Raw genomic sequence first — 14,654 nt, 5'->3', positions numbered from 1 at the left:
GCCGGCTGGTCGACGTTTGCGCCGACACGGCGTGGGCAGGAGAGCGGCATGAGCACGAATGAGCGCAGGGATCGCGCGGCCACCGACGAACCGGACGGCACCACCGCGTTCGAGGCATCGCTACGGCCGCCGGGGGATTCGTTGCGGAGCACCGAGGACACCGGGGACGACCTCGCCGGTCCCCCGGTCCCCGGCGAGGGACGGCCCGCGACCACGACCAGTCGGGCCGGGTACGACGTGGACGACGTCTCCGGCAGCGCCGACCCGGCCCGGTACGAGTAGCCGCACGCCAACCGTCGGAAGGCGCGGGACCGGCCCGGCCCGGGCTCACCGACTCGGCATGGCCACCCTGCTCGCGTTGAACGGGCCGCCCCCCGGTCCGCGCTCGGGGAGCGGCTCAGCGTGCCCCGCTGCGCCCGGCGGCCCGGGCCTCGGTCATGCCCCGGTTGGCCAGCGCGTCGGCCCGCTCGTTCTCCGGGTGGCCGCTGTGCCCCTTCACCCAGTGCCAGGTCACCTCGTGCCGGCCGCAGGCGGCCTCCAGCCGCTGCCACAGGTCGGCGTTCTTGACCGGCTGCCGGGCGGCGGTGAGCCACCCGTTGCGCTTCCAGGAGGCGAGCCAGCCGGTGATGCCGTTGCGCACGTACGTGCTGTCGGTGTGGATCCGTACGGTGACCCGGCGGGTGAGGCTCTCCAGGGCCTGGATGGCGGCCATCAACTCCATCCGGTTGTTGGTGGTCGCGGTCGGCTCGCCTCCGCTGATCTCCCGCTCGTGGGCGCCGTAGCGCAGCACCGCGCCCCAACCGCCCGGCCCGGGATTCCCGCTGCACGCCCCGTCGGTCCAGATCTCCACGACCCGGCCGGTCGTCGCCCCACCCGGGTCGACCGTCGTCTCCACCATGTCCGGCAACCTACCGCCCGCCGGGCGCACCGACGCCCGGTGTCCGGCGGGGCGGGACGGTCGGCCAGAATGGCGCGGTGGGCGGACGTGACGGTGCACGGAAGACGACGGACACCTCCGCGTGTCCGTGCGGCACGGGACGCGGCTACGGGGAGTGCTGCGGTCCGGTGCACCGCGCGGAGACCAGCGCGGCCACGGCCGAGGCACTGATGCGGTCCCGGTTCTCCGCCTTCGCCGTCGGCGACGTCGACCACCTGCTGCGCAGTTGGCACTCCAGTACCCGCCCGGCTGGGCTGACCCTCGACCACCGGCTGCGGTGGACCCGCCTCGAGGTGCTCGCGACGGAACGCGGCGGCCTCTTCGACGCCACTGGCACGGTGGAGTTCCGGGCCCACTACCGGGACCGGGGCCGTCCCGGCACGCTGCACGAACGCAGCCGGTTCCGTCGCGAGGACGGGCAGTGGGTCTACCTCGACGGGGAGCCTGACGGGGAGTGATCCCCCCGCCAGCCCCCGTCAGCGGCTCGTGCCACCCTCGGCGGGCGGGCTGATCCGTACGGTGGCGTCGGGGTCCTGGCGGGGCTGCGGCGTCGGGGTGCCGCCGTCCGGCGACGGTGGTGGGATCCGTACCGTCGCGTCGCTGTCCTGGCGCGGGAACATGACGGTGGCCTCCGCGTCCTGCCGGGGAGCGGCGGCCGTGGCCTCCCCGCCCTGGCGCGGGAACATGACGGTGGCCTCCGCGTCTTGGCGCGGGAAGGCGGTGGTGGCCTCCGCGTCCTGGTCCGCTTCGGAGGCGGTGGCGGCGGGCACGTCGGCCGGGGTGGCCGGCGGAGCCGCCCGCCGGGCGGCGTCGGCGCGGGCGGCCCGGTAGGCGCGGGTGTGCGCCGCGACGGTACGCGACTCCTGCTCCGCCCGGCTCAACCAGGACTCCCAGCGGGCCTGCATCGGGCGGATCAGCCCGCCGCCGACCCCGACGACGAGGATGCCGCCGACGGTCGCCAGGACGGCGATCAGCACCGGAGTGGTCACCGTCGTGGCGATGCCGACCTGGTTCAGTGCGGCGATGACGCCGAGCCCCAGGATGAAGACCGAGGCGACGTTGGCGAGGATCCCGCCGTACGAGAGCCCGCCCAGGGCGCTGCCGATGATGTCCTTGACCGCGCGGGCGATCGCGGCGGCCACCACGACGATGACGATGGCCACGAACGCCCGTGGCAGCCAGGCGATGATCCCGCCGATCAGGTCCGAGATCGGGTTCGGTCCCCAGATGCCGAAGGCGAGGTAGAGGGTGAGCAGCAGCACTCCGAAGGAGGCGAGCTTGGCGACGATGCCGCTGGCGTCGTAGGGCGAGCGGGCCAGTGCGGTCCGGAGCCCGCCGCGCTCGACCATCCGGTCGAAGCCCACCCGCTCCAGCATCCGGGCGACGATCTTCCGGATCGCCTTGGCGATCAGCCAGCCGGCCACCAGGATTGCCAGGAAGGCCAGCGCCTTCGGCAGGAAGAGCAGTGCCGCGCGGATCGCGTCACCGATCGCGTCGCCGGGATTCTGGGTCATTCTCGGTGTTCCTCACGTCGTAGGGGCAGCGTGGTGAATCCGCCTCTACCCATTCGACGGGCCGCGGACACCCGTCCCCCCGGTCCGTGGCCGGGACCCCGCTCCCCTTCCCGGTCATGTCGGCCATCGTCTGGAGCAGCCGTAGCTGGTACGCCCCCGGCGTGCCGGCCATCGCCCGGGACGCCTCGGCGAGCCGGCGCGACGCCTGGACCTCACCGTCGGCGGCGGTCACCCGGGCACGGCGTTCCCGTTCCGCCTCGGCCAGGCGGCACAGGGACCGGCGCGTCGACGCGGGCAGGGTCACCTCCCCGACCTCGGCCCGCTCGATCAACAGTCCCCACGACCGCCCGGTCGACGCGTCGACGGCGGCCGTCAGCTCGGCGTCGATCCGCTTCCGGTCGCCGAGGACGGCGTCGAGGTCCGCGCCGCCGATCGCCGACCGCAGGGCGGTCCGGGTCACCTGGAGCAGGGCGGACGGGTAGTCGCGTACGTCGACCAGCGCCCGCACCGGGTCGACCACCCGGTGCCGGACGACCGCGTCGACCGTGAGGGGCACGTTGTCCCGGGTCATCGCGCTCTGGGCGGGGACGTACGTCAGCACGGTCTGCACGTTGACCCGGACCATCCGGTCGGCGACCGGCGCGATCAGGTGCAGGCCGGGCTGGCGGACCCGGTCCCGCACCCGACCGCAGCGGAAGACGACGCCGCGCTGGTGCTGCTCGACCACCCGGACGCTCGCGACCAGCAGGACCGTCACCAGGACGGCGAGCATGACCAGGCCGACGACGACGGCTCCCATGTCCCCTCCGGTTCCGGCGGTCCCCGTTCCCCGGGCCGGCGGTTACCCGTTGCGCTGCCGGCCACTCCTGCCACCCCCGCGACCGAGGTCGGGGTGCCCGGTCGGCGGCGGGCCGTTCCTTCGGGACATGACGCCGGTCGCACTCGCGGGGGCTGTCACGAAGGACACGTGCGCAGCAGGTTTAGCGTTTGGTGGAGGTGGTGAACCATCAAGCCGACGTCGACGAAAGGGGTCCCCGTGCCCAACGCCTCCCACAACTATCCGAGTCAGCAGGTCGACCTGCCCGACGACGTGACCGACCCGCTGCTGTGGCGGCTCGCTTTCGACGTGACACGCGCCCACCAACTCGACGCCGCCGGCCGGTGCGGCAACCTCGGCTGCCCCGACGAGCCCGGCCCGTGCCCGGCGCTACGCAACGCGGAACAGGCGATGCGCCTGTCCCGGCGGAATGCCCCGGCCACCGATCGGCCCGAGGACACGGGCGTCTCTCCCGACCACGCCTCCGCCGACGAGGCGCAACTGCCCCGGCGGATGCCGGGATCGGGGCTGCGGGCGGCCTGACGATCAGGCCGCCCCGCCGAACGTGTCTGCCGGGTGCGCGACGGCGTCCGGCTCCGACCCCCTCTGTTCCGCGGCGAGACCCGCCCGGGCTCGATGCACGACATCACCCCGGCACGCACCGCCGGACTGGTCGACCTTCCCCTGAACGCACCACTCGGCGTGCAGATCCTCGCCGACGCCGGCTACCAGGGCCTGGGCACCGATACCGCAGGCGCGGTCGTCACTCCCAGGCCCTGCGACGCTCACCCCCGATCGTTACCACCCGCCGATTTCACGGCAGTTCCTGAAAAGCGTTCCATGAACGCGCGATAGACGGGTGTACCCGGCAGCCCGTCGCGAATGGCGAACACCACGTGGTCGAATCGGTCGACCACGTGCAGCGCGTCGGCGAATGCGTCGGCAACGGTGGCGGGATCGTTGCGGAACACCCCGCACCCCCACGCGCCCAGCACGATCGTCCGATGCCCGTGCGCAGCCGCGACCTCCAGCACCCGCCGGGCACGCCGGACCAGCACCGCCGGCACATCCGCAGCGTGCTCGGGCTGGTTGCGGAGGATCGCGCCCAGGTTCGGCGCCGCAGCGGTCAGAAAGGACATCGTGTACGGCTGGTCGAGCAGGTTCCCCTTGTCCTCCCGGAACACAGGCACGCCCGGGGAGTAGACGACCCTGTCGCTGTAACGCAGATCTCGCTGCCCGCGGTGGAACGCATAGAACTCCCGCGCGGCAAGTAGACACGGGTACAGCGCCGACGAGCGAGCGATGCTCTCCTCCTGCGCCTTCGCTCCGCCCAGGAACCCGCCACCCGGGTTCTTCGCCGACGCGAACACCAGACACGCCGCACCAGCCCCAAGCCGGTAGGCCGCCTGCAACGTCGACTCGTACGTCACCTCCACCTTGCCGGCGCCGGGCTCCGCGTCCCCCACCGCGAGCACCTCGTCCGGCAGGTACTCACGAGTGCCGGCGACCGCGGCACGTACCGCCCCGCCGATGACGACGTCAGCACCGGCGCCATTGCGATAGCGGCCTGACTCGGCGATCGCCACCGTCTGCCGAGCAATCTCACGAAGACGGCCACTCACCCGGCGCACTCGCATGCGCTAATGTCAATATTCTGCACGGTGGGCAAAGCTAGGCAGTCCCGCCCCGACCGGCAACCGATTAACGGTCTCGCGCACGGTGGTAGCACCAAAACAGGCGCTTGGGATGTGGGTTGGTCGGGCGTTCCGCACAACGAGTCCGGTCGATGGATCCGGCTCGGTCGATAGACAGGAAGGGATCGAGTACGGCGGCGCCCGTCTGGTCTGACCGACGCCGAGTGGGAGATCATCGAGCCGATGCCGCCTTCCCCGAAGTGGATGGGCAGACCGAAGAAGCACCCCGGCGGGCCGTGATCGACGGCGGGGATCATCGACTCCCAGAGCGTCAAGGCGACACCGCCCCCCGCCCACGAAACCCATACCCCCACCTCGGAAGCCATGATCCGCTGGGCCGCCAGCGCCGGCATGCTCCACCGCCCCACCCGAGGCGGCCCCGCCACCCGGCAGCATCACCGCACCTTCAACACACCCGACCAACGGACATGTCCAACGCCCTCTAGCGCTGCCAGCAACTCGGCAATATTCTCCATTGCGCGCGAGTGCGGTGGAGTTCCTTTTCATGCCTCGTGCCGTCACTGACTGGCCGAGGGAGATGCCATGATCTTCGATAGTCCCGAACTCGACCGCCGGACCCTGATCCGCGCCGGCCTCGGTGCCGCTGCGGTCGCGGTGGTCGGGAGTGAACTGGTGCGGCCGGCGGCCGCGCACGCCGCCCCCGGCGACGACCTCGACTGGATCTTCAGCTGCGACGAGTGGGGGGCTCGCCCGCCGAAGGATCCGCTGGCGATCAGCACCATCCCCACCAACAAGATCATCGTGCACCACATGGCCTTCCCGAACACCACGGACTACTCCCAGGAGCAGGCCATCCGGCTAGCCAAGCGCTGCCAGGACCTGCACATGGACGGCAACGGCTGGTCCGACACCGGCCAGCACTTCACCATCAGCCGGGGCGGTTACGTCCTGGAGGGACGGCGCGGCAGCTTCGACACCCTGCGCGAGGGCCAGCGGCAAATGGTCTCCGCGCACTGCCCCGGGGAGAACACCCGGTCCATCGGCATCGAGAACGAGGGCACCTACGTCACCGAGACGCCCCCACAGGCCCTGCTCGACTCCCTCGTCCGGCTCTGCACCACGATCTGCCAGCAGTACGGGCTGCACGCCCACGACATCTTCGGCCACTGGGACTTCCGCGCCACGCTCTGCCCGGGTGCGATGTTCTACCGGGAGTTCCCCACCCTGCGCCGGCGGGTCTTCGCGGCGCTCGGCACCGACCTGGGCGACGTGCCGGCCCGGCGGTGGCCGGACATCTGGCGGTTCGTCGGCGGGCCCGTGGTCCGGATCGCCCAGTACCTGCTGGGGTTCCGGGGTTACCCGGTCACCGTCACCGGCACCTTCGACGCCGCCACTGTGGCGGCCGTGCAGGACTGGCAGGCCCGCAACGGCATCCCGGTCGACATCGACGCCACCCTCACCGGCCCGACCTGGGAGACCCTCGTGCCGGAGCTGGACAAGGACGCCACCGGCCTGCCGGTCAGCGCCGTGCAGTACATCCTGAACGTCAAGGGCTACGCCGACGTCACGATCACCGGCGAGTTCGACTGGGTGACCAAGAAGGCCGTCCAGGACCTCCAGCGGCTGCACGGCCTGCCCGACAACGGCAAGGTCAACCTGAGCACCTGGTGCGCCCTCGCCGGCGGCGTCGTCCGCCAGTCGTTCACGCAGGACTGACCTCCGACCCCGCTCGCCGGGCCGGGTTCCGCTCGGTCCGGCCCGGCGAGCCCTGAACGCACACCTGGCGGTGAACGCACACCCGGCGGTGGACGGCACAGGACGTCCACCGCCGGGCGCCCGACCTACCGGGGTGCCACCGCGCGCAGTCGGGCGCGGACGTATCGTCACCACATGACGTACACGGTGGACAGTCCATCTTGGACGGTGTTGCCGGCGTACCGGGTCAGCCGGTCGGTCACGGCGGACCCGCAACTGCTCGACCCCGCCCGACATCCGCTGCCAGCCGACGCCCCGCCGGTGCCGCGGTTCTCCCCGACGACCGGGATGACCGCCGCCGGGCCGATGACGGCCCTGCTCGACGTGGCCGACCGGGCCGCTGTCGCGCGCTCCCCCGGTGGCCGTCCGGAGCCGCCCGGCTCGACGGTCCCGGCGCGATCCGCGTCGCGGCGGCCCGCGCCCTGGCGGCCCGGTCACACACCGTCAGCGTGCTCCTGAACCATCTGGTCGAACGCGCCCTGAACGGCGGCACGACGGCCCTACCCGCCGCCCGCTTCCCGGCGGCACGCGCCGCCGCGCCCGGCCGGATCCTCACCGACGCCAGTCGCCGTCGATCGGTCGCGCCCGCCGGGCCAACCCGGCCAGGCCGACATCATCCCGCTGGCAGTGCCCACGCCGCAGGCGCTGCCGCTGTGCGACCTGCCCCGCGACGACAGCACTGCTCTCTGTCCGGTCTGGACGCCGTCGTGGGCACCATCCGGGACCTGCTGGCCGGACGACGCACGGCCGGCGCGCGAGACGAGGAGAAGAGGCACCATGCCGACCGCTGACGCCCTGCCCCAGCTGACGCCCAACCAGATCAACGCGTTGGTCGTGCTCATGGCCGAGGCACGGGAGCTGACCAACACCGAGCTGCGCGAGCTGGCCGGGTTCACGCTCACCGGTGCGGACAACGCCAAGCTGGTGAAGCTCGGCCTGGTCAGCACCGACCGGTCGCAGCGGCCCTTCTCCCACGAGCTGACCGAGAACGGCTGGCACGTCGTCCGACGGCTGCACATCGCGCGCCTGCCCCGGCAGTGCGGCTCGGCCACCCGGTCGCTGCTCACCCTCCTGGCCGGCGTCGACCGAGGGCTGGACCGGCGGCGGTTGAGCCAGGCCGACTTCTTCCGGCAGGACGCTCCCGGGGTGGACGCCGACGCCTCGGCCGGGGAGCACGCCGCCGGGCCGGCCGCCGCCCCGATGGTGACCTCCGGCGGGTCCGGTGACGCGCAGGCCCTGGTCCGGACGGCGTACCGGGAGCTGGCCGTCGCCCCCGGGGCCTGGGTCGGCCTCGCCGACCTCCGCGAACTGCTCGACGAGTACGACCGGGAGGTGGTGGACGGCGCGTTACGCGCCCTGTTGTCCCACGGCGACGTCCGGATCATGTCGGTGCTCGACGCCAGCGCGCTGACCGCCCGGGAACGGGCAGCGGCCCTGCTCATCGGGGACGAGGCGAACCACGCCCTGTCGATCGGGCCGGCATGATCGGACGGTCAATCGTCGGGATGCGGTTCACCGCGGGGTACGGGCCGACCAGACCAGGCTGAACCGGTTCGACGAGCGGTTCGCCGAGCCGATGCCAACGGCCCGGTGACAGCTCGGCGCAGCGGCACGACACTCTGTCGCCACAGGGTGGCAGCGCGTCTTGACTTACCCATCCCGAGCCTATACACGTTGCAGGGCAACGTTACTCAGTGTTGCCATACCTACTCAAGGAGTATCCGGATGCCGGAAGACATCGGGTCGACGGTCCCGCGTCGACAGCTCGGTCGACTGCTGCGCCAGTTCCGTACCGAGGCGGGCGTGACACTTGACGCCGCCGCCGAGGCACTGGAATACAGCCGGCAGAAGATCTGGCGTATCGAGTCCGGCACAGGATCGGTTCGGGTACTCGACGTCAAGGCGATGTGCGAGCTGTACGGGGTGTCGTCGGAAACGACTGAGGCGATGCGCGGACTGGCCGTCGAGACCCGCGCCAAGGGATGGTGGCACACGTACGGCGACGTGGTGCCGAGCTGGTTCGAGCTGTATGTCGGCCTGGAGTCCGCCGCCGCCCGCCTGCGCTGCCACGACGAGTCGCTGATCCCCGACCTGTTCCAGACCCGGGAGTACGCCCAGGAGGTCCACCGACTCGACCGGCCACAGGCGAGCGAGGCGGAGCGGGAACGCGCGGTCGAGTTTCGGCTGCACCGGCAGTCGCTGCTGACCCGTCGTACGCCGGCAGCGCCCCGGGTGTGCCAACTCCTCTCCGAGGCGGTGCTGCGCCGGGTCGTCGGCGGGTCGTCGCTGATGACGACACAGCTCCAGCGGCTCATCGACATCAGCGCCCTGCCCAACGTGTCGGTACGCGTACTCCCGCTCGCCGCCGGGCCGCCACCGGGCGCGGTGGCGGGCACCTTTGCGATCCTGGACTTCCCCACCGTCACAAGCGGTTGCACGACACCCGAACCGTCGGTGGTCTACAGCGAGTCGCTCACCGGCGCGCTGTACCTCGACAAACCCGACGAGTTGCGGGCCTACGAGGGCACGTGGCAGGGCATGGACCGGCTCGCGCTCGACGAGGGCGAGTCCGTCGACCTCATCAAGAAGATCGTCGGGGAACTGCGGCACGACTGACCCGGGAAGCGGCGGCGACAACGGGGCGACGACTCAGCACCGCTCGACGGCGAGCCCGCCGGGCAGCGCCCAGGCGCAGGGCAACGGCGAGCGGTGCGCCCCAACTCCTGACGTCGCTCCACGCCCGAATCCGCTCGCTCCACCACCGGGGCGGTTTTTGTACTAACCTTTCGGAATCTTTGTAACACCTCATGGGAATTGCACGGGAATAGCTATTCCCGCCTCTCTCCAGTAGGGTCGAGGGCGCGACCGCAATGATTTGGCTGCCCGTTTCCCCTCTCCTGTCCGGGCGACAGTTCCGCGTTCCACCGATGGCGTCCCGATGTAACAAAAATCGACACGAGAGGAGCCGATGCCCCATGTCCGAGGACACCGGATCCACCGTCCCGCGACGACAGCTCGGACGAGCCCTCAAGGAGCTACGCCTCGAAGCGCAGATGACCTTGGATGGCGTGGCCGAGGCACTCCACTGCAGCCGGCAGAAGATGTGGCGCATCGAGACCGGCGGTGGCCCGGTTCGCCCACTCGACGTCCGCTTCATGTGCGAGCTGTACGGGGCGAACCGCGAGCTCTCCGACGCCCTCACCAACCTGGCCGGAGAGACCAAGGCCAAGGGCTGGTGGCACTCGTACGGCAACGCCGTCCCCGACTGGTTCGAGCTGTACGTCGGCCTCGAACAGGCCGCCTCCCACCTACGCGAACACGACGACACCCTGATCCCAGGGCTCCTGCAGACTCCGGGCTACACCCGCGGCGTGTATCAGCACCGACCCAATATGCCCGCTGACGAGCTGGAAAGAGTCTTGGAGGTTCGGCGTCGACGGCAAGATCTCCTGGTCCGCCGGCTGCCCAAGGCTCCACGACTGGAGTGGATCCTTTCCGAGGCTGTCTTGCTCAGGTGCGTGGGCGGAACAGCAGTGATGGCCGAGCAGTTAGTACGGCAGCCGCCGATCGGGATCATGACTGGAGTTCGAGGTTGAGGCGTCGGGTGTAGTGGGATCGTCGGGCTCGGGCTTGATGCCCGCGTCGCCACCGTGACCAGTGCAAACGGTGGGCGAGGTCGCTGATCGGGCGGATGATGAAGGTGTTGATCAGCCGGCGGACTTCGTTGACGGTGAGCTTGATCAGCCCGGTGTCTCCCGAGTTGTCGATGTCGCGTGCGGCGGCGGCGTCGGAGGCGCAGATCGCCAGGACGGCGAGGGCTGCCAGGACGAGTGTGGTGAAGCGGTGCCAGGAGTCCCAGCGGCGGACCTGGTGCTGGTCCAGACCGACCTGACTCTTGGCGGCCTGGAAGCTCTCTTCGACGGTCCAGCGGATTCCTGCCACCCGCACGAGCTGCGCGAGGGTGGCCGGGTGTCGGGTCCAGCACCGGTAGAAGGCCAACTCTCCGGTGGAGGTGTTGCGGCGGATCAGGAGGCTGTGCCGGCCGCCGTCGTCGGGGTCGGCGTCCGTGGTGACCTGATCGAGCCAGGCCCAGTCGTAGTAGCGGGGCCCTTTCGATCCGGTCCCTGCGCTGCGGCGCTGCCACGCTGAGGCGGGTAGTTCGGCGGCGATCCGGTCGGCGCGAACCTTGACCTTGCCGCCGTCGAGGGGCACCAGGTGGCTGCGGGACACGGCCAGGACGTAGCCCAGCCGGTGTCCGCGCAGGTGGGCACGGAAGACGCTGCTGTTGCCGTAGGCCTCGTCCGCGGCGGCCCACGCCACCGGCACGCTGGCGTCGACCGCCGCGGTGATCATGTCGGCGGCCAACTCGGACTTCGTGGCGAACCCGACCTCGTCCGGGACACCGGCGCCCTGGCAGCGGCCCCGGTCCTCGGTCCACGACACCGGCAGGTAGACCCTGCGGTCGATCAGCGTGTGCCCGTCCCGGCCCGCATAGCCGAGGAACACCCCGACCTGCGCGTTCTCGATCCTGCCGGCGGTGCCGGTGTACTGGCGTTGCACCCCGACCGAGTGAACGCCCTTCTTCAGATCACCGGTCTCGTCAACGACCAGGACCGCGTCCGGGGCGCCGAACCGGCCCACGATCACCTGGCGCAGGTCGTCACGGACGGCGTCGGCGTCCCACACCGCCCGATACAACAGCCGCTGCATCGCATCCGGCCGGGCATGTCCGGCCTGCTCCGCCAACTGCCAACACGTCTTGACCTCGATATCCGACAGCAGCCCCGCCACGAACGCCGCCGCCGTCCGACGCGGCTCGACCCGCCCGAACCGGCCCGCGAACGAGGCGCACACCCCGGCCAGAACCCGCTCCCACCCACCAGGGTTTACGCTGTGGCACGCGGCCACCGCCAGATCTGAAGTTATGTCCACAACGTACAGACGATCACGCGGTGGCCGCCTCGCGTCCACCCCTCGCGACCAGCGACATCTCAAACGGCGGCTGCCGTATTAGGACGCCTCACTCGCCAGGCTGAACTTCCAAATGTCTCGATCCGTGTGCTTCCGCTGGCCGCAGGGGCGCACAACGGCGCCTTGGCTGGCGCGTTCGTGATGTTGAAGTTTCCGTCCGGCACCCGGGCGACGCCGGAACGTCCTGTCGTTTACTGCGAATCGGTCACTGGGGCGCTCTACCTCGACCGCCCCGAAGAGTTCGCCGTCTACGAAAATATCTGGAGCAGCCTCGATCTCCTGGCACTCGATGAGGAACAATCAAGAAGGTTGATCGTCAAGATCAAAGAGGAGGTCCATCATGGTGCATAACCAGGCAGGCGCCCAGTGGCGTAAGAGCACCCGCAGCGGCGATAACAACGGCAACTGCGTCGAAGTCGCCACCAACCTGCCCGGCATCGTCGCCGTACGAGACAGCAAGGACCCTACCGGCCCTAACCTCACCTTCACTCACGAGGCGTGGAGTGCCTTCGTCCATCCCCACACGGATGAGCGCTGAGGGAAGAGGCCAACAGAAGCACGCTCGACACTCGACCGACTGCCCGATGATCGGCGGGCTGGCCCGGCACAGCGTGCACCTCGGCGTGGGACACGCCGCCTACACCGCCGGCCAGGGGTTGATCAACGAAATCATGGAGAGGTGCACCGTGGCTGATCTGACTGGAGCCCAGTGGCGCAAGAGCACCCGCAGCGGTGACAACAACGGCAACTGCGTCGAAGTCGCCACCAACCTGCCCGGCGTCGTCGCCGTACGGGACAGCAAGCATCAGGCTGGCCCGGTTACTCACCTTCACCACGGACACCTGGGTGGCGTTCCTCCAGGCAAGTACGATCGCGAACCACGGCAGGTAGCGATCCCCGGTCCGCAACAACAGGTCCACACCACCCTGGACTGTTGCTCAAGGCGTACTGACCAGGCATCACCCGCTCGCAGAACCCCAGGAGCCGCGCGCCGTGCCGATCCCTCTACGCTCCCGAGTTCTCACCTCCGCGCTCGCCGGGCTCGTCCTGCCGGCGGCATTCCTCTCCGGTTGCGGAAAAGCTGCCCCGGGCCGGACCGTGGAAGCGGACGGCGTGACCACCTTCGTGGCACCGAAGGTCGACGGGGGCGAGGACGCCGAGATCGCCGGTGAACTGGTGGTGGGCAAGGGCCAGTGCCTGGCCGTACGGCTGGCAGACAACCGGATGCTGGTCGTCGTGTGGCCGGCCGGAAGCGAACTGAAGACCGGGGACGGCGCCGGGGTCAAGGTGCCTGGCGCGGACACTGTCCAGGTCGGCTCCACCTTCACCGCCGCCGGCGGCTACGCGACCTTACCGCTGCCCGGTGACGGCATGCCGACCATCCCGGAGACCTGCGCCAGCGGCACGGAGGAAGTCGCCGTCATCGACAGAGTCCAGAGCAAGTAGCACCGCCCGGCGGCTCGACAACCGCGCCGTACGGACTGTTGCGATCTTCGACCGTCCAAGTGGGACCGGCGGCCATGCCGCAGAATGTTCCGGACTATATCGATCATCTGTATATTGTGCCTGTGACCATGAGGGAACCCACCTTCCTGATCCTTGCGGCGCTGGCCGGGCCACCACTGCACGGCTATGGCGTGATGCGCCAGGTGGTGGAGCTGTCCGGCGGCCGGGTGAAGCTGAGCGCAGGCACCTTGTACGCGGCATTGGACCGGTTGACCGCTGAGGGGCTGATCGCGGTCGACCGTGAGGATGCGGTCGACGGTCGGGTGCGGCGCTACTACGGGCTCACGGAACACGGGGGTGCTGCCCTGCGGCAGGAGGCTGCCCGGCTACGGCACAACTCCGAGGTTGCGGTGAAGCGGCTGGCCGGGTGGGCGCCGCTGCCCGGTCTGCTCCCCTCCTGATGTCCCCTCGTCCAGTCGTTTCGCGAACCGGTAAGGAAGGTCGGATGCCAGAACACAGCAACCGGGCAAGGCTCGCACGCCGGTACCGCAGGCTGTTGCTGACCTACCCGCGGTCCTACCGACACCGCCACGGCGCCGAAATAGTGACCACCCTGCTGGACGCCGCTGCGGCCGATGGGGACCGGCCGAGCCGCTCGGAGGTCGTGGACCTGCTTACCAGTGGGATCCGGTTCCGGTTCCGGGTGTGGGGAGCGGCCGGAATCCTTGCCGCGATCACCAGCGCCACGTTCGCGGCAGTGGCACTGGGCGCCTTCGGCGGCTATCTGGGCTGGCAGACCGCGCCACCCCTGCCGAGCAACGCCGAGGTGCTGCGGATGGTCGAGCCCGCCTTGCCGCCAGGGGCGTCGGCGCAGCCGCAACGCTGGGACTTCATCTTCGACGACAACCCGGAATACACCGATCCGCGGTGGGCCTACCTGGTGGGCGGGACCGACGAGTATCCGGCTGGGAAGGTCTTCTTCCAGTTCACCTACCCGTACGACAAGCCCCCGCAGCAGGTGGTGGCCGGGGCGGACAAGCAACTGCGGGCGGCTGGATGGCAGCCGGCCGACAGGCAGATGTCAGGCTGCTGCCCGGAAACTGCGCTTCACCGGAACGGGTGGCTGGTCGAGGTGTTCTCCGAGGGCCATCTCGACGAGTCCCACTACGGGCTACAGATCGCCGTCGCCCGCACCACACCCGCTGCCGTACTGCCCTTGACCACGGCCGGGCTGCTTGCTGGCGGTCTTGCCGGCTGGCTGGTCGCGGCATGGGCCTTCCGACACATTCAGGAATCCAGCCCGGCCCGGCGGGCCCTCGTCGTCGCCGTGTTCGGCGCGGGCCTTCTCGCACTCCTTCCCGCTACCGCACTGAGCACCCTGACTCTGACTGCCAGCTATTTCACATCTCACCATCCGACCGAACCTGCCTGGGTCGGATACACCTTCATCTTCTTCCGGCCGCTGGCCTACCTCGGCGCGGCTGCCATCGTCGGCGGGCTACCGTTAGCCAAGCTGTCCACCCCCAGCCGTCGAGGCCCACTGACCGCTTAGTAGCGCT

Annotated in this window: 18 protein-coding genes and 1 pseudogene; 14 read left to right on the top strand and 5 right to left on the bottom strand. The window is 70.2% G+C overall.

Features of this window, described 5'->3' with window-relative positions; genetic code table 11:
* Positions 1–48 precede the first annotated feature (48 nt).
* Complete coding sequence (locus tag GA0074692_RS07145; protein WP_091640617.1) at positions 49–282, top strand: hypothetical protein; 234 nt, start codon at positions 49–51, stop codon at positions 280–282.
* 115 nt (positions 283–397) lie between these two features.
* On the opposite strand, the gene rnhA is transcribed toward GA0074692_RS07145, so the two are convergent.
* Positions 398–898 (bottom strand): ribonuclease HI, encoded by a 501-nt coding sequence (gene rnhA / locus GA0074692_RS07140; protein WP_091640614.1) that lies wholly within the window; start codon positions 896–898, stop codon positions 398–400.
* A gap of 77 nt (positions 899–975) precedes the next feature.
* Between rnhA and GA0074692_RS07135 the strand changes: the two genes are divergently transcribed.
* Positions 976–1,395: a YchJ family protein gene (locus GA0074692_RS07135; protein ID WP_091640612.1), complete on the top strand. Its 420-nt coding sequence runs from the start codon at positions 976–978 to the stop codon at positions 1,393–1,395.
* An 18-nt stretch (positions 1,396–1,413) separates the two neighbouring features.
* Here GA0074692_RS07135 and GA0074692_RS07130 read toward each other — a convergent pair whose 3' ends face one another.
* Positions 1,414–2,451: a mechanosensitive ion channel family protein gene (locus GA0074692_RS07130; RefSeq protein WP_091640610.1), complete on the bottom strand. Its 1,038-nt coding sequence runs from the start codon at positions 2,449–2,451 to the stop codon at positions 1,414–1,416.
* The gene (locus GA0074692_RS07125) at positions 2,420–3,250 is read right to left on the bottom strand and encodes an SPFH domain-containing protein (protein ID WP_091640608.1); all 831 of its coding nucleotides are present in this window, start codon (positions 3,248–3,250) and stop codon (positions 2,420–2,422) included. The genes GA0074692_RS07130 and GA0074692_RS07125 overlap by 32 nt, the downstream gene beginning before the upstream one ends.
* 237 nt (positions 3,251–3,487) lie before the next feature.
* On the opposite strand from GA0074692_RS07125, the gene GA0074692_RS07120 reads away from it, so the two are divergent.
* Positions 3,488–3,811, top strand: coding sequence for a hypothetical protein (locus GA0074692_RS07120; protein ID WP_091640606.1), 324 nt, complete (start codon positions 3,488–3,490; stop codon positions 3,809–3,811).
* 242 nt (positions 3,812–4,053) lie between these two features.
* Here GA0074692_RS07120 and GA0074692_RS07110 read toward each other — a convergent pair whose 3' ends face one another.
* Complete coding sequence (locus GA0074692_RS07110) at positions 4,054–4,890, bottom strand: TIGR02452 family protein (protein WP_091652853.1); 837 nt, start codon at positions 4,888–4,890, stop codon at positions 4,054–4,056.
* Positions 4,891–5,505: 615 nt separating this feature from the next.
* Between GA0074692_RS07110 and GA0074692_RS07105 the strand changes: the two genes are divergently transcribed.
* From GA0074692_RS07105 to GA0074692_RS07085, 5 genes are all read left to right on the top strand, one after another.
* Complete coding sequence (locus GA0074692_RS07105; RefSeq protein ID WP_091640604.1) at positions 5,506–6,639, top strand: peptidoglycan recognition protein family protein; 1,134 nt, start codon at positions 5,506–5,508, stop codon at positions 6,637–6,639.
* 174 nt (positions 6,640–6,813) lie between these two features.
* Entirely contained in the window at positions 6,814–7,137 is a 324-nt protein-coding gene (locus GA0074692_RS07100) for a hypothetical protein (RefSeq protein WP_141725187.1), read from the top strand.
* A gap of 318 nt (positions 7,138–7,455) precedes the next feature.
* Entirely contained in the window at positions 7,456–8,163 is a 708-nt protein-coding gene (locus GA0074692_RS07095) for a hypothetical protein (protein ID WP_091640600.1), read from the top strand.
* A 240-nt stretch (positions 8,164–8,403) separates the two neighbouring features.
* Positions 8,404–9,294, top strand: coding sequence for a helix-turn-helix domain-containing protein (locus tag GA0074692_RS07090; RefSeq protein WP_091640598.1), 891 nt, complete (start codon positions 8,404–8,406; stop codon positions 9,292–9,294).
* A gap of 359 nt (positions 9,295–9,653) precedes the next feature.
* On the top strand, positions 9,654–10,274 hold the full coding sequence (locus GA0074692_RS07085; RefSeq protein ID WP_091640595.1) for a Scr1 family TA system antitoxin-like transcriptional regulator: 621 nt from the start codon (positions 9,654–9,656) through the stop codon (positions 10,272–10,274).
* Here the strand turns inward: GA0074692_RS07085 and GA0074692_RS07080 are convergent.
* The gene (locus GA0074692_RS07080) at positions 10,252–11,541 is read right to left on the bottom strand and encodes an IS701 family transposase (RefSeq protein WP_141725474.1); all 1,290 of its coding nucleotides are present in this window, start codon (positions 11,539–11,541) and stop codon (positions 10,252–10,254) included. The genes GA0074692_RS07085 and GA0074692_RS07080 overlap by 23 nt on opposite strands.
* An 81-nt stretch (positions 11,542–11,622) precedes the next feature.
* On the opposite strand from GA0074692_RS07080, the gene GA0074692_RS07075 reads away from it, so the two are divergent.
* From GA0074692_RS07075 to GA0074692_RS07050, 6 genes and pseudogenes are all read left to right on the top strand, one after another.
* Positions 11,623–12,000 (top strand): Scr1 family TA system antitoxin-like transcriptional regulator, encoded by a 378-nt coding sequence (locus GA0074692_RS07075; RefSeq protein WP_245730628.1) that lies wholly within the window; start codon positions 11,623–11,625, stop codon positions 11,998–12,000.
* On the top strand, positions 11,993–12,187 hold the full coding sequence (locus GA0074692_RS07070; RefSeq protein WP_091652851.1) for a DUF397 domain-containing protein: 195 nt from the start codon (positions 11,993–11,995) through the stop codon (positions 12,185–12,187). Before GA0074692_RS07075 ends, GA0074692_RS07070 begins: the two co-directional genes overlap by 8 nt.
* Before the next feature lie 148 nt (positions 12,188–12,335).
* Positions 12,336–12,540: pseudogene (locus tag GA0074692_RS07065) on the top strand (DUF397 domain-containing protein).
* A gap of 102 nt (positions 12,541–12,642) precedes the next feature.
* Positions 12,643–13,095 carry a hypothetical protein gene (locus tag GA0074692_RS07060; RefSeq protein ID WP_176738338.1) on the top strand — a complete coding sequence of 151 codons (453 nt, stop codon included), beginning with the start codon at positions 12,643–12,645 and terminating at the stop codon, positions 13,093–13,095.
* Between the two features lie 128 nt (positions 13,096–13,223).
* Entirely contained in the window at positions 13,224–13,556 is a 333-nt protein-coding gene (locus tag GA0074692_RS07055) for a PadR family transcriptional regulator (RefSeq protein WP_425413378.1), read from the top strand.
* Between the two features lie 143 nt (positions 13,557–13,699).
* On the top strand, positions 13,700–14,647 hold the full coding sequence (locus GA0074692_RS07050) for a hypothetical protein (protein WP_091640590.1): 948 nt from the start codon (positions 13,700–13,702) through the stop codon (positions 14,645–14,647).
* Positions 14,648–14,654: the final 7 nt, after the last annotated feature.

The sequence above is a fragment of the Micromonospora pallida genome (genome assembly GCF_900090325.1).
GTDB classification, from domain to species: Bacteria; Actinomycetota; Actinomycetes; order Mycobacteriales; family Micromonosporaceae; genus Micromonospora; species Micromonospora pallida.
Note: the sequence above shows the minus strand (reverse complement) of the source record. Positions and strands in the feature narration are given on the sequence as shown.

Coding starts and splice junctions, on each gene's coding strand:
- GA0074692_RS07125 (WP_091640608.1), bottom strand. CDS start 3,250: ATGGGAGCCGTCGTCGTCGGCCTGGTCATGCTCGCCGTCCTGGTGACG.
- GA0074692_RS07105 (WP_091640604.1), top strand. CDS start 5,506: ATGATCTTCGATAGTCCCGAACTCGACCGCCGGACCCTGATCCGCGCC.
- rnhA (WP_091640614.1), bottom strand. CDS start 898: ATGGTGGAGACGACGGTCGACCCGGGTGGGGCGACGACCGGCCGGGTC.
- GA0074692_RS07095 (WP_091640600.1), top strand. CDS start 7,456: ATGCCGACCGCTGACGCCCTGCCCCAGCTGACGCCCAACCAGATCAAC.
- GA0074692_RS07090 (WP_091640598.1), top strand. CDS start 8,404: ATGCCGGAAGACATCGGGTCGACGGTCCCGCGTCGACAGCTCGGTCGA.
- GA0074692_RS07055 (WP_425413378.1), top strand. CDS start 13,224: ATGAGGGAACCCACCTTCCTGATCCTTGCGGCGCTGGCCGGGCCACCA.
- GA0074692_RS07145 (WP_091640617.1), top strand. CDS start 49: ATGAGCACGAATGAGCGCAGGGATCGCGCGGCCACCGACGAACCGGAC.
- GA0074692_RS07130 (WP_091640610.1), bottom strand. CDS start 2,451: ATGACCCAGAATCCCGGCGACGCGATCGGTGACGCGATCCGCGCGGCA.
- GA0074692_RS07100 (WP_141725187.1), top strand. CDS start 6,814: ATGACGTACACGGTGGACAGTCCATCTTGGACGGTGTTGCCGGCGTAC.
- GA0074692_RS07085 (WP_091640595.1), top strand. CDS start 9,654: ATGTCCGAGGACACCGGATCCACCGTCCCGCGACGACAGCTCGGACGA.